Source organism: Pseudomonas sp. ZT5P21 (assembly GCF_054897785.1).
The window spans coordinates 4,251,734-4,267,414 of sequence record NZ_CM142705.1; the positions used below are offsets into that span (position 1 = coordinate 4,251,734).

At 59.8% G+C, this 15,681-nt stretch carries 15 protein-coding genes; 6 read left to right on the forward strand and 9 right to left on the reverse strand.

The annotated features are described in order from the left end of the window. Nucleotides 1-124: 124 nt before the first annotated feature. The 8 genes from ACYZT9_RS19715 to ACYZT9_RS19750 all read right to left on the reverse strand — a co-directional run bounded on the left by ACYZT9_RS19715 (nucleotide 125) and on the right by ACYZT9_RS19750 (nucleotide 10,351). Nucleotides 125-1,705 (reverse strand): flagellar hook-associated protein 3, encoded by a 1,581-nt coding sequence (locus tag ACYZT9_RS19715; RefSeq protein WP_462007021.1) that lies wholly within the window; start codon nucleotides 1,703-1,705, stop codon nucleotides 125-127. Nucleotides 1,706-1,718: 13 nt separating this feature from the next. Continuing rightward, entirely contained in the window at nucleotides 1,719-3,785 is a 2,067-nt protein-coding gene (gene flgK / locus ACYZT9_RS19720; protein ID WP_462007022.1) for a flagellar hook-associated protein FlgK, read from the reverse strand. A 23-nt stretch (nucleotides 3,786-3,808) separates the two neighbouring features. Then, complete coding sequence (gene flgJ, locus ACYZT9_RS19725; protein WP_462007023.1) at nucleotides 3,809-5,098, reverse strand: flagellar assembly peptidoglycan hydrolase FlgJ; 1,290 nt, start codon at nucleotides 5,096-5,098, stop codon at nucleotides 3,809-3,811. A gap of 11 nt (nucleotides 5,099-5,109) precedes the next feature. Further along, a complete protein-coding gene (locus tag ACYZT9_RS19730; protein ID WP_462010263.1) occupies nucleotides 5,110-6,180 on the reverse strand; it encodes a flagellar basal body P-ring protein FlgI in 1,071 nt (356 codons plus the stop codon). A gap of 45 nt (nucleotides 6,181-6,225) precedes the next feature. Then, complete coding sequence (gene flgH, locus ACYZT9_RS19735) at nucleotides 6,226-6,921, reverse strand: flagellar basal body L-ring protein FlgH (protein ID WP_462007024.1); 696 nt, start codon at nucleotides 6,919-6,921, stop codon at nucleotides 6,226-6,228. 52 nt (nucleotides 6,922-6,973) lie between these two features. Continuing rightward, nucleotides 6,974-7,759 carry a flagellar basal-body rod protein FlgG gene (flgG, locus tag ACYZT9_RS19740; protein ID WP_462007025.1) on the reverse strand — a complete coding sequence of 262 codons (786 nt, stop codon included), beginning with the start codon at nucleotides 7,757-7,759 and terminating at the stop codon, nucleotides 6,974-6,976. Nucleotides 7,760-7,804: 45 nt separating this feature from the next. After that, nucleotides 7,805-8,545, reverse strand: a complete 741-nt coding sequence (locus ACYZT9_RS19745; RefSeq protein WP_462007026.1) for a flagellar basal body rod protein FlgF — start codon at nucleotides 8,543-8,545, stop codon at nucleotides 7,805-7,807. Nucleotides 8,546-8,791: 246 nt separating this feature from the next. Then, nucleotides 8,792-10,351: a sigma-54-dependent transcriptional regulator gene (locus ACYZT9_RS19750; protein WP_462007027.1), complete on the reverse strand. Its 1,560-nt coding sequence runs from the start codon at nucleotides 10,349-10,351 to the stop codon at nucleotides 8,792-8,794. 402 nt (nucleotides 10,352-10,753) lie between these two features. Between ACYZT9_RS19750 and phhA the strand changes: the two genes are divergently transcribed. The 6 genes from phhA to ACYZT9_RS19780 all read left to right on the forward strand — a co-directional run bounded on the left by phhA (nucleotide 10,754) and on the right by ACYZT9_RS19780 (nucleotide 15,133). After that, nucleotides 10,754-11,545: a phenylalanine 4-monooxygenase gene (phhA, locus tag ACYZT9_RS19755; protein WP_462007028.1), complete on the forward strand. Its 792-nt coding sequence runs from the start codon at nucleotides 10,754-10,756 to the stop codon at nucleotides 11,543-11,545. A gap of 69 nt (nucleotides 11,546-11,614) precedes the next feature. After that, nucleotides 11,615-11,971 (forward strand): 4a-hydroxytetrahydrobiopterin dehydratase, encoded by a 357-nt coding sequence (locus ACYZT9_RS19760; protein ID WP_462007029.1) that lies wholly within the window; start codon nucleotides 11,615-11,617, stop codon nucleotides 11,969-11,971. Then, nucleotides 11,971-13,164: an amino acid aminotransferase gene (locus ACYZT9_RS19765; RefSeq protein WP_462007030.1), complete on the forward strand. Its 1,194-nt coding sequence runs from the start codon at nucleotides 11,971-11,973 to the stop codon at nucleotides 13,162-13,164. Before ACYZT9_RS19760 ends, ACYZT9_RS19765 begins: the two co-directional genes overlap by 1 nt. A 279-nt stretch (nucleotides 13,165-13,443) precedes the next feature. Further along, a complete protein-coding gene (locus ACYZT9_RS19770) occupies nucleotides 13,444-13,575 on the forward strand; it encodes a hypothetical protein (RefSeq protein ID WP_462007031.1) in 132 nt (43 codons plus the stop codon). A 75-nt stretch (nucleotides 13,576-13,650) separates the two neighbouring features. Continuing rightward, on the forward strand, nucleotides 13,651-13,830 hold the full coding sequence (locus ACYZT9_RS19775; protein ID WP_462007032.1) for a hypothetical protein: 180 nt from the start codon (nucleotides 13,651-13,653) through the stop codon (nucleotides 13,828-13,830). Between the two features lie 103 nt (nucleotides 13,831-13,933). Next, a complete protein-coding gene (locus ACYZT9_RS19780; protein ID WP_462007033.1) occupies nucleotides 13,934-15,133 on the forward strand; it encodes an MFS transporter in 1,200 nt (399 codons plus the stop codon). Here ACYZT9_RS19780 and arfB read toward each other — a convergent pair. Next, nucleotides 15,130-15,543 carry an alternative ribosome rescue aminoacyl-tRNA hydrolase ArfB gene (gene arfB / locus ACYZT9_RS19785; RefSeq protein ID WP_462007034.1) on the reverse strand — a complete coding sequence of 138 codons (414 nt, stop codon included), beginning with the start codon at nucleotides 15,541-15,543 and terminating at the stop codon, nucleotides 15,130-15,132. The genes ACYZT9_RS19780 and arfB overlap by 4 nt on opposite strands. Nucleotides 15,544-15,681: the final 138 nt, after the last annotated feature.

Consider the following 15,681-nt stretch of genomic DNA (forward strand, 5'->3'; position numbering starts at 1 on the left):
CGGGGGAACTCTCGAGCGGCGGGCGCTCACTCTAGAACGAGTGGAGCAGCCCTGAACCGCTGAAAAAAAGACGGTTGCACTCGGGTGTCTTGAACCCTCGCGCCAACAGCACGAGGGCCTCGACTCAGACTTTGTTGAACAGCCCCAACTGAGCGATTTTGCTGAACGCCAATTGCGAGGCCTGCAGCATGGTTTGCTGCAAGGTCAGGCGAGTCATCACCTCGGCCGGGTCCGAATCACGGATCGCCCCCTGGGTCTGAGTGTTGGCCAGCACCAGGCTCTGATTGATATCGGTCTGTGTCGTCAGCGACGCACCGCGGCCACCCACGGAACTGAGGCCGGAGGTCAACTGGTCGATGCCACTGGACAGGTTGCCAATGCCCGAGCCGATGGCCGCGTTCAATTTCTGAATGGCGACCGGATCGTTGTTGGTCGGTGTCGACAGCGCGGTCTTTAGCTGGCTGACGGTGTCCAGAACATTCTGCGTCTGGTGCGTGTTGACGGCGATAGAGAACTGGTCACCCGCGACCATCGCCGGCCCGCTCAGCGTAAAGGAGACACCTGATGCCGTTGCAGTGGAGCCCGCCAAAACGCCGCTGGAAACCGGCTGGCTGTTCGCGGTCAGAGGCGCGGCATACAGGTCGAAAGCCGTGGGACTGGTGAACTTGAGAATCGCCCCGCCTTCCGGAAAGCTGGCGTGGTAGGCGGCGCTGTTGGCGATTGTCGTGTTGGTGACCACCTCCGTCGAGACGTTGCCTGGAGCGCGGGACGCATTGAAGCTGTCCGGCTTGGCCGCCAGGGTGAAACTGTAGTTGTTGCCGAACACGGTTGCCGGTACATCACCCGATTTCAGGTTGACGTTCAACTTCAGATCAACGCCACGGAAATTGATCGTCTGCGTGGCCGCACCGCTGGTGGAACTGAACACGCCATTTCCTGAAGCCTCGGACGTGACGTCGTTACCCAGCGAATCCCGGATTTCCAGTTGCGTAGGGCTGAGGAAATTCACGGTGTAGGGTTCGCCCCCGCGGAATTTGGCGTTGTAGGTGACATCGGAACCCACTTGGCCATTGGAAAGCACCACACGACCGCCATCGACGACTGGCGTGGGCGAGGTCATGGTGGTCTGCGTGCGGCTGGTGTTGATCGCTTGCTGGAACACAGCCCAACCGGTGCTGTTGGTGGCCATCGACTGGGTATCGCCAATCGGCAGGTCCAGCGTGACCTGGTCACCGTTATAGCTGTAGGTACCGTCGGTATTGCGCGTGAACGGCACGGTATCGCCCTTGGAACCGGCGAAAATGTATTTGCCGTTTTCGTCCTTGGTGTTCATCAGGCTTAACAACTGCTCTTCGATCTGCCCCAGCTCCGAGGCGTTGGCCTGGCGGTCGGAATCGGTATAACCGGCGTTGCCGGCACCCAAGGCCAGTTCCTTGGCACGTTGCAGCACGTTGCCGATGCTGGTCATTACCGCTTCAGTCTGGCCAAGCGTGGCTTTGATCGTCGTAATGTTGTTCGAGAACTGATCAAGCATCGAAGCCTGCTGACCCAATTGCAGCAGACGCGAGGCGCCGACCGGATCATCGGCGGCGGTGTTGACGCGAACCAGGCTGCTCGCCTCTTCGCTGCTCTTGACCACGTTGGCGAAGTTTTTCTGATAGTTCGCAGCCGAGGACTCGTAAAACTGCGTGGTAGAAATGCGCATGGGCTACGACTCCTTAAAGACTGTTGATCAGTGTGCTGAAAGTTTCCTGCGCAGCCTTGATGATCTGCGAAGACGCGGTGTAGTACTGCTGATACTTGACCAGGTTGCCGGTTTCCTCATCGAGGTCGACACCCGAGAGCGAGTCGCGCGCGCCCTTGGCATTCGCCAGGATGGCGCCAGTCGCCGCGCTGTCGAGCTTGCCCTGCGCAGCCTTGGAACCCACGCCTTCGACCAGTTTGCCGTAAGCGTCATTCAGGGAAATGCCTTTGCTGGCCGAGCCGGTGTCCACGGTTTGCGCGGTCTGCAAGCCGGCCAGTGCGGTGCCGTTACGGTTGTCCAGGCTCCCCGGTTGACTGAGCGAGATGTTGATCCCCGCGCCATTGCTTGGGGCACCGGCGATGGTCATGCTGAATGCAGCGGTGTACTGAGTAGCAGGCGCAGGCGGGATCGGCGCACCCGTGGCATCCTTGAGCGGAATGCTCAGGTTCAGGGTGTTGCTCTCACCCGGCTTGATGGTGCCGCTGCTGATCACCCCTCCCTTGGCATCCAGAAACTGGTAGGTCTGGCTGGTACCGCCGGCGGACACAGCGCCAAACACAATCTTGGTCGGCGTGGAGTTTTTCAGGCCGTTCTGCATCGCCGTGGTGGTGGCCGCGTCGTAGATGTCGAACTTGGTGGTCAGGGTCGGTTGACCGCTGGCCGGGATCGTCAGGGTGCCGTTACCACTGCCGCTCGCTGCAATAGCCGCACCCAGGGGTGCCGCGATGGCCAGACGCTTGGAGTCGGTCATCTCGGTCTTGATGGTGCCCGCCGCGTCGCGGGTCGGGGTGATCTTGAAGGTGTCACCAGCCGTAGCAGCAGCCGCGTTGAACTTCAGCTCAAAACCGTCGATGACCGGTGCCGTTGCCGGCGGCGTCGTGTTGAAGGTGCCCATGGACGTGTTGTCTGGCAGGCGCTGAACGATGTAATCGGTAGCGGTGGTGAACGTGACCTTGTAATCGTTGATGGTCAGCTTGCCAGTGTCCTTGATGCTCACATCGAAGTTGCCGGCGCCCACGTTGCTCGTGCTGGCGACGCTGCGCTGAGAGACCAGCGCAGCGGAATTGATGTTGCTGAACAGGGTCGAACCGAAGTCACCGTTCTTGTCGATGCCCTGGGCCTGCAGACTGTTTATCTGATCGGCGACGACCAGGGCCACACGCCCCAATTCGTTCATGGCCGGATCCAGCACGGTGCTGCGATAACGCAGCAGGCCACCGATCTCGCCGCCCGTCATGATCGACGTGATGTCGATGGTGCTCGAACCACGATTGAGCTGTAGCGCCAGGCGGCCCGGGTCGTCTTTGCTCGGCACCGTCTCAAGTTTGTTGGCCGTGTTGCCCATGACCAGCGGCTGACCGCTGCCCAGGTAAATGTCGAGATTGCCTTCACGCTCTACCACTTGCGCACCGGTGAAGGTCGACAGCTGGCGCACGGTTTCGTTACGCGCATCGAGCAGTTCATTCGGCATGCCGCCGGAGCTGGAAATCTCGGAGATCTTCTGGTTCAACTGCGCCACGGTAGCGGCCAGTTTGTTGACCTGATCCGCCATGTTCGTCAGGTTGCCGTTGATGTTGGCATTCTGTTGGTTCAACTGCGTGGAGACCGAGTTGAAACGATTGCTCAACGCCTGTGCATCGCTGAGCAGCAACTGGCGGGAAGCGTCATCGCCCGGCTTGGCGTTGACGTTCTGCACCGAGGCAAAAAACTTGGTCAGAGCGCCGTTCAAACCGGTGCTGGTGTCGGAGAGCAATTTGTCCAGCGGCGTGACTTGATTCAGGTAGGCGGCCGAATCGCTGTTGAGCGAAGTGGTGGTCTGCAACTGCGCATCGAGGTAGCTGTTGTACACACGACGCACATCGGCCAGCGTCGTGCCGGTGCCGATGTACACATTGCCGAACTGCTGCGAGGCCTTGGTGCCCTGCACTGTTTGCTGGCGTGAGTACCCGGCGGTGTCGACGTTGGCAATGTTGTTGCCGGTGGTCATCAACGAGGATTGGCCTGCGGCCAGACCCGACATCCCGATATTGAGCAAACTCATGGTTCAGACCTTAATCCTTGTGCCTATAAAGGCGTGGTGGAAACGCCCGCCGCAGCGTAGTTCTGGTAACTCGTCATCTGCTTGGCTATCTGCGAAATCTTGCTCGCGTAGTCCGGGTCGGTTGCGTAACCGGCCTTCTGCAACTCGCGTACAAACTGTTCTGGGTTATCGGCCGACTTCACGACATCTTGATAGCGATTGTTGGTTTGCAGCAAAGTCACAAGGTCATGGAAGCTGTCTTTGTAAGAGTCGTAGGAACGGAACTCGGCCGTCTCCTTGACCATCGCGCCATTCCTGAATTCGCTGGTGATTGCGCGCGCCGAATTGCCCTGCCAGTTGCTGCTGGCCTTGATGCCGAACAGGTTGTGGCTGCTGCTGCCATCCTGGGCGCGCATGACCGATTTGCCCCAGCCGGTTTCCAGCGCAGCCTGGGCCACGAGATAACGCGGATCGACCCCGATGCGCTCGGCCGCCTCCTTGGCCATCGGCAACATGGTGTTGACGAACTGGTCGGCGGAACTGAAGGCTTTCTTCGCCGGAGCCAAGGGAATTTGCGCAATGGCACGACCATGGATCTGCAGGCCGCCGCTTGATGCCGCTTGTGCATTCGCCAGCCAATCGCCGTTGTACAACGGCCCCGAACCGGTAGGCGTGTTGCGCTCCGGCAGCTGAATTCTGTTGACTGTCGCGGCCGTCGTCGGGGCGGAAGGCACCAGACCCGCGAGCAAGCGGTCAGCCAGTTTCGGTGGCAATGCCAGACGCCGTTGATTGATCAGCTGCATGTCATTGCGATGCGCGCCCTCGCCTGCGGCTTGCGGCGCATGGATGGCGCGCGACGCCCACAAAGGACGCTGGCCATTGACCCGCGACAACGGCCCATCGGTCGCGACCGTGCCGGCCGCCACTGGCGTCTGCGCCGCTGCTTTTGCCGCTTCCTGCTTGGCGGCCGAAAGCGTTGCCGCTTCGCCCGGCGCCAGCGGTTTGTTCTTCGACATCTGACGCATCAACACGTCCGCCAGACCGATACCACCGCCCTCGCGGGACATGGAAACGGCCAGCTGCTGGTCGTACATTTCCTGGTATTGCTTGGCCGCCGGGGTGTTGAGCGGATTGTCCTCACCCAGCGAGTCGGTAGCCTTGCGCATGGACTTGAGCATTTCACCGAGGAACAGCGATTCGAACTCCTGCGCCACCTTGCGCATGTTGCCATCGCTGTCCTTGTCGCCAACCTTGAGTTGGTTCAGCCGGTTCAGGTCCGAATAGGAACCCGAATCGTTGCTGCCGACACCCAAACCACCTTTGCGCATATCCATGGTCGCCGTCCTCAGATCACGATCAGGTCGGCTTGCAACGCGCCGGCCTGCTTCAAGGCTTCAAGGATGGCCATCAAGTCACCCGGTGCCGCGCCGACCTGGTTCACCGCACGCACGATCTCGTCGAGGGTGGTGCCCGGACCGAACTTGAACATCGGCTTGGCTTCCTGCTGGGCGTTAACCCGCGAGCGCGGCACGACCGCCGTCTGCCCATTGGACAGAGCGCCGGGCTGGCTGACGATCGGGTCTTCGGTGATGGTCACGGTCAGGCTGCCGTGAGTCACGGCAGCCGGAGAAACCTTGACGTTCTGGCCGATCACGATGGTGCCGGTACGGGAGTTGATGATGACTTTCGCCACCGCCTGCCCCGGATCGACTTCGAGGTTTTCGAGGATCGACAGGTAATCGACCCGCTGGCTCGGATCCAGTGGCGCGCTGACGCGAATCGAACCGCCGTCGATGGCCTGGGCAACGCCAGGGCCGAGCATGTTGTTGATCTTGTCGACGATGCGCTTGGCGGTGGTGAAGTCGGAACGGTTGAGGTTCAGGGTCAGGCTGTTGCCCTGGTTGAAACCGCTCGGCACCGAACGCTCAACCGATGCACCACCCGGGATGCGACCCGCCGACGGAACGTTGACGGTGATCTTCGAACCGTCGCGACCTTCGGCGTCGAAACCGCCGACCACCAGGTTGCCCTGAGCGACCGCGTAGACGTTGCCATCGATACCCTTGAGCGGCGTCAGCAGCAAGGTGCCGCCACGCAGGCTCTTGGAGTTACCGATAGAGGAAACGGTGATATCCACCTGCTGACCCGGCTTGGCGAACGCCGGCAAGTCAGCACTGATGGAAACGGCCGCGACGTTCTTCAACTGCACGTTGCCGGAACCTGCCGGCACCTTGATGCCGAACTGCGAGAGCATGTTGTTGAAAGTCTGCAGGGTGAACGGCGTCTGGGTCGTCTGGTCACCAGTACCGTTAAGGCCGACCACCAGGCCATAACCGATCAATTGGTTGGAACGCACGCCGGAAATACTGGCGATGTCCTTCAGCCGCTCCGCTTGCGCGCCAAGCGACAGAGTCATCAACAGCGCAGCCGCGATCAGGTGCTTGAAGTTCAACGTGACCACCTAGAAAGGGAACAGCGGGCTGAGGAAGAAACGGTCGAACCAGCCTGGCTGACTCGCATCGGCGAAAGCACCGGTACCCGAATAGGTGATGCGCGCATCGGCGACACGTGTCGACGAAACGGTGTTGTCGGTGGCGATGTCATCGGAGCGAACCATACCGGCAATCCGTACCAGCTCATCGCCGGTGTTGAGGGTCAACCACTTCTCGCCGCGCACGGCGATGATGCCGTTGGGCAGCACGTCGGCGACGGTCACCGTGATCGAGCCGGTCAGGCTGTTGCTCTGACCGGACTTGCTGTCGCCTTTGGTCGCGCGATCACCTTCGTAACCGACGTCCAGGCTCAGACTACCGCTGCCCACTGGATCACTGGTGCTCAGACCACCGCCGAAAAACGAGCTAAGGCCGATGTCGGTCTTGCTGTTTTTGCCTATCTGCGAGTTGGCGTTCTTGCTGGCCTGGGTGCGCTCGTTCAGGGTGATGGTGATGATGTCACCGACCCGGAACGCCTTGCGGTCGCTGTACAGGTTCTGCTCAAAACCGGCCTGATAGATCGAGCCATTATTGGCGGCAGCCGGCAACGGCGTACGCGGCAACACCGGGGCGTAGTAAGGGTCATTGGGCTTGGGCGGCGGGGCAACGCAACCCGCGACCACAACGGCCCCACTCAGTGCCAGAACAGATACAAAGCGATTCATGACCCTACCTCACGGTATTGCAGACGACCTCAAGGCCGCCTCATAGACTTGATTACAGATTCTGCGTTACGAACGAGAGCATCTGGTCGGCGGTGGAGATCACCTTGGAGTTCATCTCGTAGGCACGTTGAGTGGTGATCATGTTGACCATCTCTTCAACGGTGCTGACGTTGGACGTTTCCAGGGTGTTCTGCAGCGTGGTGCCGAAACCGGCCAGGCCCGGCGTACCGACTTGCGGCGCGCCGCTCGCAGCGGTTTCCAGGAACAGGTTGTTACCCACTGCCTGCAGGCCGGCCGGGTTGATGAAGTCGGCGGTTTGCAGGTTGCCGATCACTTGGGCGGCCGGATTACCAGCGACGGTGACGGACACAGTGCCGTCGCGACCGACCGTGAAGGTCTGGGCATCGTTCGGGATAACAATGGCCGGCTCCAGCGCGAAACCGCTGGCGTTCACGATCTGGCCGTTGGAATCGAGGTGGAACGTGCCGTCACGGGTGTAAGAGGTAGTGCCGTCCGGCTGCAGGATCTGGAAGAAACCGCGACCGTCGATGGCCATGTCCAACGGCTGCTCAGTGGTTTGCAAACTGCCGGCGTTGAAGTTTTTCTGGGTGCCGACGATGCGCACACCGGTACCCAGCTGCAGACCCGACGGCAATTCGCTGTCCTGCGTCGACTGGGCGCCTGGCTGGCGTTTGATTTGATACAACAAGTCCTGGAACTCGGCACGGTCACGTTTGAAACCCGTGGTCGACACGTTGGCCAGGTTGTTGGAAATGGTCGTCAGGTTGGTGTCCTGGGCGGACAGACCTGTTTTGGCAACCCATAGAGCCGGAAGCATTCGATTCTCCTCGTGCGCCTGTTTTACGGCGCGACGTTCTGATAATTAGCTGATCTGCAAGACCCGAGCCATGGCCTGGTCATCTTCTTTGGCGGTGTTCATCATCTTGATGTGCAGCTCGAACTGCTTGGCCAGGGCCAATACCGAAGTCATTTCATCCACGGCATTGACGTTGCTCGACTCGAGGAACCCGGACACCAGTTTGACGTTGGCATCGGCTTGCGCAGGCTTGCCGTCCTTGGTGTGGATCGAGCCGTCCAGGCCTTTGGTCATGTTCTTGAAATCCGGGTTGACCAGCTTGATGCGGTCGACTTCCGCCATCACGCGAGGCCCTTCGCCCATCGCGCGGATGCTGACGGTGCCGTCCTCGCCGATTTCGATCTGCTGCTCGGGCGGCACGGAGATCGGCCCGCCATTGCCCAGTACCGGCATACCGTTGCCGGCGCGCAATACGCCCAGAGCGTCAACGTTCAGGCTGCCGGTGCGCACGTAGCTTTCACCACCGTCGGGGTTTTGCACGGCGAGCCAGCCATTGCCCTGCACCGCGACGTCGAGATCGCGCCCGGTTTGCACCAGCGCACCCGCAGAGAAGTCGGTGGCCGGACGTTCGGACATGGCAAATGCACGCGCCGGAAAGCTGTCACCGAACACCGGCATCGAACGGGCCTGCTCCAGGTCTTTCTGGAAACCGTTGGTGGAGATGTTCGCCAGGTTGTTCGCATGAGCCTTCTGCGCCAGTGCATTCTGGCTGGCGCCGGTCATTGCCACATAAAGGTACTTGTCCACACTCTTTCCTCTGCATGCCGGACGTTTGCCGCCCACCGCTGTACTGCTGAGCCATAAGCAATTTGCAGACCAACTTTTCTCTGGCGGCGCAGGGCCCGGCAAACAAAGGACTTGAGGGGTTCAGAGGGGAATGGGGGATTGCGTCGAAGACGAAAAACCGGCGGTGTTATGCCAATAGGTGGCAAGACATGGCCTTGTCGCTGATAGTGCCGGCCTTTTCACGGGCACCAACACAGCAAGTGTCAGCTACGAGTCAGTCTTGCCAACCTCATACTCACGCAACTTATTGGCAATGGTCGTATGCGAAACCCCCAAGCGCTTACCCAATTGCCGGCTGCTCGGATGCTCTGAATACAAACGCTCCAGCACCGCTTTTTCAAAACGCCCGACAATCGCATCCAGCCCGCCTTCGAGGGAGAAATCGCCAAGCGGCTGACGCACGCCGTAGTCCGGCAGGCGAATGTGTTCAGCCTTGACCGTGCCGCCCTCGCACAAAGAAACCGCCTGGAACAGCACGTTTTCCAGCTGCCGGACATTACCCGGCCAATGATAATGACTGAGCCGCTCCATGGCCGCCGGTGCCAGTTTGGGCAACGGGCAACCGATCTGCCGACTGGCCTGATCGAGGAAGTGCTCCACCAACGGCGTCAAGCCATCCAGGCATTCACGCAGCGGCGGGATGTGCAACGACAGCACGTTCAAGCGGTGATACAAATCCTGGCGAAACTCGCCCCGCGCGCACAATTCGGACAGATCAACCTGCGTCGCGCAGATCACTCGCACATCCAGATAAACCTCTTCATCACTCCCTACACGACGGAAGCAACCGTCCTGCAGGAAGCGCAGTAATTTCACCTGCAAGCGCGGGCTCATTTCCCCGACGCCATCGAGGAACAGCGTACCGCCCGCCGTCAGCTCCAAAAGCCCCAGCTTGCCCTCGGCCCGCGCCCCTTCGAAAGCGCCGGGGCCATAGCCGAACAACTCGGTCTCGGCCATCGACTCCGGCAGGCCCGCGCAGTTGAGCGCCATCAACGGCGACTGTCCTCGCGGACTGGCCAGGTGACAGGCTCGCGCCAACAATTCTTTACCAGTGCCGGTTTCGCCTTCTATCAATAGCGGCGCATCCAGCGGCGCCATGCGCCGGGCCTCACGCACCACGGCCGCCATCACTTTCGAACTCTGGAAGATGCTGTCGAACCCACGCAACTCCTGCTTGCGCACGTTGTAGATGCGCTCCCCCACGCGATCCGCACGATGCAGCGTCAGCACCGCGCCGGCCATGGCTTCGCTGTCATCATGCTCCGATTGCAGCGGCGCGATGTCGGCCAGAAATACGTCGCCCCTGACCTTGACCCGCAGCCCGTTGATCCGCGATTTGTTGGCGCGCACCAGTTCCGGCAAATCGAAATCCTCGGCATAACGCGACAACGGAATCCCCGGCACCTCGTCGACACGCACCCCAAGCAACTGCGCCGCTGCGCGGTTGGCCGCGACGATCGAGCCGCCCATGTCGATCGACAACACCGGAAACTCCAGCGCGCCGAGCAAGGCATTGAGTTCCATGTGCCGACGCTCGCTGGGCATCAGCCCTACCCGCTTGACGCCAAAGACCCCGGCAATCGACTCGAATTTCGGACGCAGCGCCTGGAACTGAATGTTGATCAGGTTCGGGCAATGCAGGTAGATCGCATTGCCATGCTCACCACCGACCTCGCCGCGAGCGACGTTGATCCCGTACTCGACCAGCAAGTTGAGAATGTCACGCAGGATGCCGATGCGATTCTGGCAGTGAACTTTGATACGCATATAAAGGCCCGAAAAAAGCGGTAAGTGAGTTGATGCCAGGCATGCAACCTGTGGGAGCGAGCTTGCTCGCGAAAGCGGTGTGTCAGGCAATCTTGATGGTGATTGACACACCGCTTTCGCGAGCAAGCCCGCTCCCACCTGGGTAATTACAGTGCTCTCTAACGTATTTTTTGCTGAGAGGCTCATTTATTCGTCAAGATTATGTGACACCTGCAAGCCTTTTCAAACCCGAAAATCTCGAGCACACCGCCATAGCGGCCAATTCGTAACGAAAACTTTACGATAACCGACGAATTTTCCTACGTTCCAAGACACTCCCCTGCTGCAACATCGCAATTCTTGAGGTATTTCTGGGTCACAGCAGGACATAACAAGAACGAAATCCCCTAGCAGGAGAGCAGCATGAAGCAGACGCAATACGTGGCTCGCGAGCCCGATGCGCAAGGTTTTATCGACTACCCCGCCGAAGAACACGCGGTGTGGAACACGCTGATCACTCGCCAACTGAAAGTGATCGAAGGGCGTGCGTGCCGGGAATACCTGGACGGTATCGAAAAACTCGGTCTGCCCCACGACCGCATTCCGCAACTCGGCGAAATCAACAAGGTCCTCGGTGAAACCACCGGCTGGCAAGTTGCCCGGGTTCCCGCGCTGATTCCCTTCCAGACTTTTTTCGAATTGCTGGCGAACAAGCAGTTTCCAGTGGCGACGTTTATTCGTACCCGCGAAGAGCTGGATTACCTGCAAGAGCCGGACATTTTCCACGAGATCTTTGGCCACTGCCCGCTGCTGACCAATCCCTGGTTCGCTGAGTTCACCCACACCTACGGCAAACTCGGCCTACAGGCTTCCAAGGAAGAACGCGTTTATCTGGCGCGTCTGTACTGGATGACCATCGAGTTCGGCCTGGTGGATACCCCCGAAGGCCAGCGCATTTACGGCGGCGGCATTCTCTCCTCGCCGAAAGAAACCGTTTACTGCCTGTCGGACGAACCTGAGCATCAGGCTTTCGATCCGCTGGAATGCATGCGCACGCCATACCGCATCGACATTCTGCAACCGCTGTATTTTGTCCTGCCTAACCTCAAGCGCCTGTTCGATCTTGCCCACGAAGACATCATGGGCATGGTCAAAAAAGGCATGCAGCTGGGGTTGCACGCCCCAAAATTTCCGCCCAAGCCCAAAGCGGCCTGAGCAGATCCCGCTCGCGACTTGCGCGCAAAGATAGTAATTTCCAACAAGAATCGAATTCAGGAACACACCATGAACGCTCTGAACCAAGCCCATTGCGAAGCCTGCCGCGCCGACGCCCCTCAGGTCAGCGACGAAGAACTGCCAGTCCTGATCAAGCAGATCCCTGACTGGAACATCGAAGTTCGCGACAGCGTCATGCAGCTGGAAAAGGTTTTCCTGTTCAAGAACTTCAAGCACGCGCTGGCGTTCACCAACGCGGTCGGTGAAATCTCCGAGGCTGAAGGTCACCACCCTGGCCTGCTGACCGAATGGGGCAAAGTCACCGTGACCTGGTGGAGCCACTCCATCAAGGGCCTGCACCGCAACGATTTCATCATGGCCGCGCGCACTGACGAAGTGGCCAAGGACGCCGAGGGCCGCAAATAATGCACTTCGACGCCATAGGTCGAGTGCCCGGCGACCCGATTCTCGGCCTGATGGAGGCCTATGCGCAGGACACGAACCCGCGCAAATTCGACCTTGGCGTGGGCGTCTACAAGGATGCCTTCGGCCTGACGCCGATTCCCCAGGCTGTAAAACTCGCCGAGCAGCGTCTGGTGGATCGTCAGACCACCAAGACCTACATCGGCGGTCACGGCGAGCCGGCGTTCGGCAGAGTCATCAATGAATTGGTACTCGGCGCCGATTCCGCGCTGATCGCCGAACAACGGGCCGGCGTCACCCAGACACCGGGCGGCACCGGGGCGTTGCGCTTGAGTGCTGACTTTATCGCCCAGTGCCTGCCGGGGCGTGGCGTATGGCTGAGCAACCCGACCTGGCCGATTCATGAAACCATTTTCGCCACGGCCGGGGTCAAGGTTAATCATTACCCTTATGTTGGTAGCGATAACCGTCTCGATGTTGAAGCGATGCTGGCGGTGCTTAATGAAGCACCAAAGGGCGACGTGGTTTTGTTGCATGCCTGCTGCCACAACCCGACCGGGTTCGATCTGTCCCACGACGACTGGCGCAGCGTGCTGGACGTGGTGCGCCATCGTGATCTGGTGCCGTTGATCGACTTCGCCTACCAAGGTTTCGGCGATGGATTGGAACAGGATGCGTGGTCGACCCGGTTGTTCGCGGCTGAACTGCCGGAAGTGCTGATCACCAGTTCCTGCTCGAAGAACTTCGGCCTGTACCGGGACCGTACGGGAGCGCTGATTGTCTGCGCGAAAACGGCTGAAAAACTGGTGGATATCCGCAGCCAGCTGGCCAACATCGCCCGCAACCTGTGGTCGACTCCGCCGGACCATGGCGCGGCCGTGGTGGCGACGATCCTCGGCGATCCGGAGCTGAAAAGCCTCTGGGCCGACGAAGTGGAAGCCATGCGCTTGCGTATCGCTCAGTTGCGCAGCGGTCTGGTTGAAGCGCTGGAACCTCACGGTTTGCGCGAGCGCTTTGCGCACATTGGCGTGCAACGCGGGATGTTTTCCTACACTGGTTTGACGCCTGATCAGGTTAAACAGCTGCGTGATCACCACAGTGTTTATATGGTCGGTACTGGCCGGGCGAACGTGGCAGGCATTGATGCGACGCGCCTGGATCTGTTGGCCGAGGCAATCGCCCAAGTCTGCAAATAACCTTCAAGCACTGCAAGTCCCCTGTGGGAGCGAGCTTGCTCGCGATGAGGCCTAGACAGTCGATATTAATGTGACTGTCCGACCGCTATCGCGAGCAAGCCCGCTCCCACATTTAAATAGTGTTGCCTCCCCTCTTCCAGACCTGTCTAGACAACTCCATCCGTCGAAACAAATGGATATAAAAGTCTTTTTGTCATTTCTCCTGCTGTATCCTGCCCAGGCTTTTTTAAAAGCGCGGATCTACCAGATCTATCAACAGACTTTGCGAGGAGCGCGACTATGCACGAGATTCCTAATCTCCCCTTCCCAAGCCTGCACGAACCTGAGCAGACGACCACGCAACAAGCCGGTGCCCAACAGCCCGAGCCGAAAGAAGCTACTGACCGCCGAAAGGCTGACAGCGAAGACTGAAACACCCGCCGTACAGACCGTGTGGAAAGCGCTAACATGCGCTTTCCACACCGCCTGAACCTCGAGCTCCATACCATGACCGACGAATCCACAACAGAAGCCAGCGTTCTGATCGGCACCGCCGAAAAAATGATCGACATCTGGAATCGCCTGTCCCCCGAAAAACAGGCCGCGTTGCTCGCCCGGTTCGGCAGTGAAGAGAATGCCTTGGCCGCCCTGGTCACGACGCAACTGGTCGCTCCCGCCAAGCCCTGAAACACCCCCCGCCCGGCAAATAGTTTTACTTTTCCACGCCTGCGGCCTCTCACGCCGCTATCATAAGCAGCCTATCTATCCTGCTTTCCCGTGGACTTTACCCATGTCTGAAAACCAGCGCCCCCTGGCGGTCACGCTGCAAGTCGTTTCCATCGTCCTCTTTACCTTTATCGGCTACCTCAATATCGGCATTCCCCTGGCTGTGTTGCCGGGCTACGTCCACAGCGAACTCGGCTTCGGCGCGGTGATCGCGGGGCTGGTGATCAGCGTGCAATACCTGGCCACCCTGCTCAGCCGGCCTTACGCCGGGAAAATCATAGACAACAAGGGCAGCAAACTGGCGGTGATGTATGGACTCGCCGGTTGCGGTTTGAGTGGTGTGTTCATGCTGGTTTCAGCCTGGACCCAAAGCCTGCCGATCTTGAGTCTCATCAGCCTGCTGATCGGTCGTCTGGTGCTGGGCAGCGCGGAAAGCCTGGTGGGTTCCGGCTCGATTGGCTGGGGCATCGGTCGGGTCGGTGCCGCGAACACCGCCAAAGTCATCTCCTGGAACGGCATTGCCAGCTATGGCGCGCTGGCCGTCGGCGCACCGCTGGGCGTGTTGCTGGTCAGTCAGTTGGGATTGTGGAGCATGGGCGTCAGCATCGTATTGCTCGCCGTACTGGGTCTGGCATTGGCCTGGCCGAAGACCGCTGCGCCAATTGTGGTCGGTGAACGCTTGCCGTTCTTGCATGTGCTGGGGCGCGTGCTGCCACACGGTTGCGGCCTGGCGCTGGGTTCGATCGGCTTCGGCACTATCGCCACGTTCATTACCCTGTATTACGCCACGGAACACTGGGACAACGCGGTGCTGTGCCTGAGCGTGTTCGGCGCGAGCTTTATCGGTGCGCGATTGCTGTTCGGCAACCTGATCAACCGTCTCGGTGGTTTTCGTGTGGCGATTGCCTGTCTGTCGGTGGAAACTCTGGGGCTGTTGCTGCTGTGGCTGGCGCCGGATGCCCACTGGGCACTGGCGGGTGCGGCATTGAGCGGGTTCGGATTTTCGCTGGTGTTCCCGGCGTTGGGCGTGGAAGCGGTGAATCTGGTGCCGGCCTCCAGCCGTGGCGCGGCAGTCGGGGCTTACTCGCTGTTCATCGATTTGTCGCTGGGGATTACCGGGCCGGTGGCGGGTGCGATTGCGGCCGGATTTGGTTTTGCTTCGATCTTCCTGTTCGCCGCCCTCGCCGCTTTGAGCGGATTGGTGCTCAGCGTTTATCTGTACAGGCAGGCGCCGAAGTATCGTGAAGAAAGGACAGCGCGCTAGAAATCGACCTTGCCGCGCCCGGCCTTGATGCTGCCACGTTTGGTCTTGGATTCCAGTCGACGTTTTTTCGAGCCGAGGGTCGGCTTGGTCGGACGGCGTTTCTTCTCGACCTTGGTGGCGCTGAGGATCAACTCGGTCAGCCGCTCTAGCGCATCCGCGCGATTGGCCTCCTGCGTCCGGTATTGCTGGGCCTTGATGATCAAAACCCCTTCGCTGGTGATGCGACTGTCCCGTAGCGCCAGCAGCCGTTCCTTGTAAAACTCGGACAAGGACGAGGCCGGAATGTCGAAGCGCAGGTGCACGGCGCTGGAGACCTTGTTGACGTTCTGCCCACCGGCGCCCTGGGCGCGAATGGCCGTCAATTCGATCTCGGCATCCGGCAAATGCACATTATTGGAAATCACCAGCATGGAAAAGCGTCCGTATTCAGAACGCGCAGGATACCGCGAATCAGATACCCGGCACGCCGAAGATCAACTGTGGGAGCGAGCTTGCTCGCGATGGGGGAGCGTCAGTCGACTCAATATTGCCTGACACACCGCCTTCGC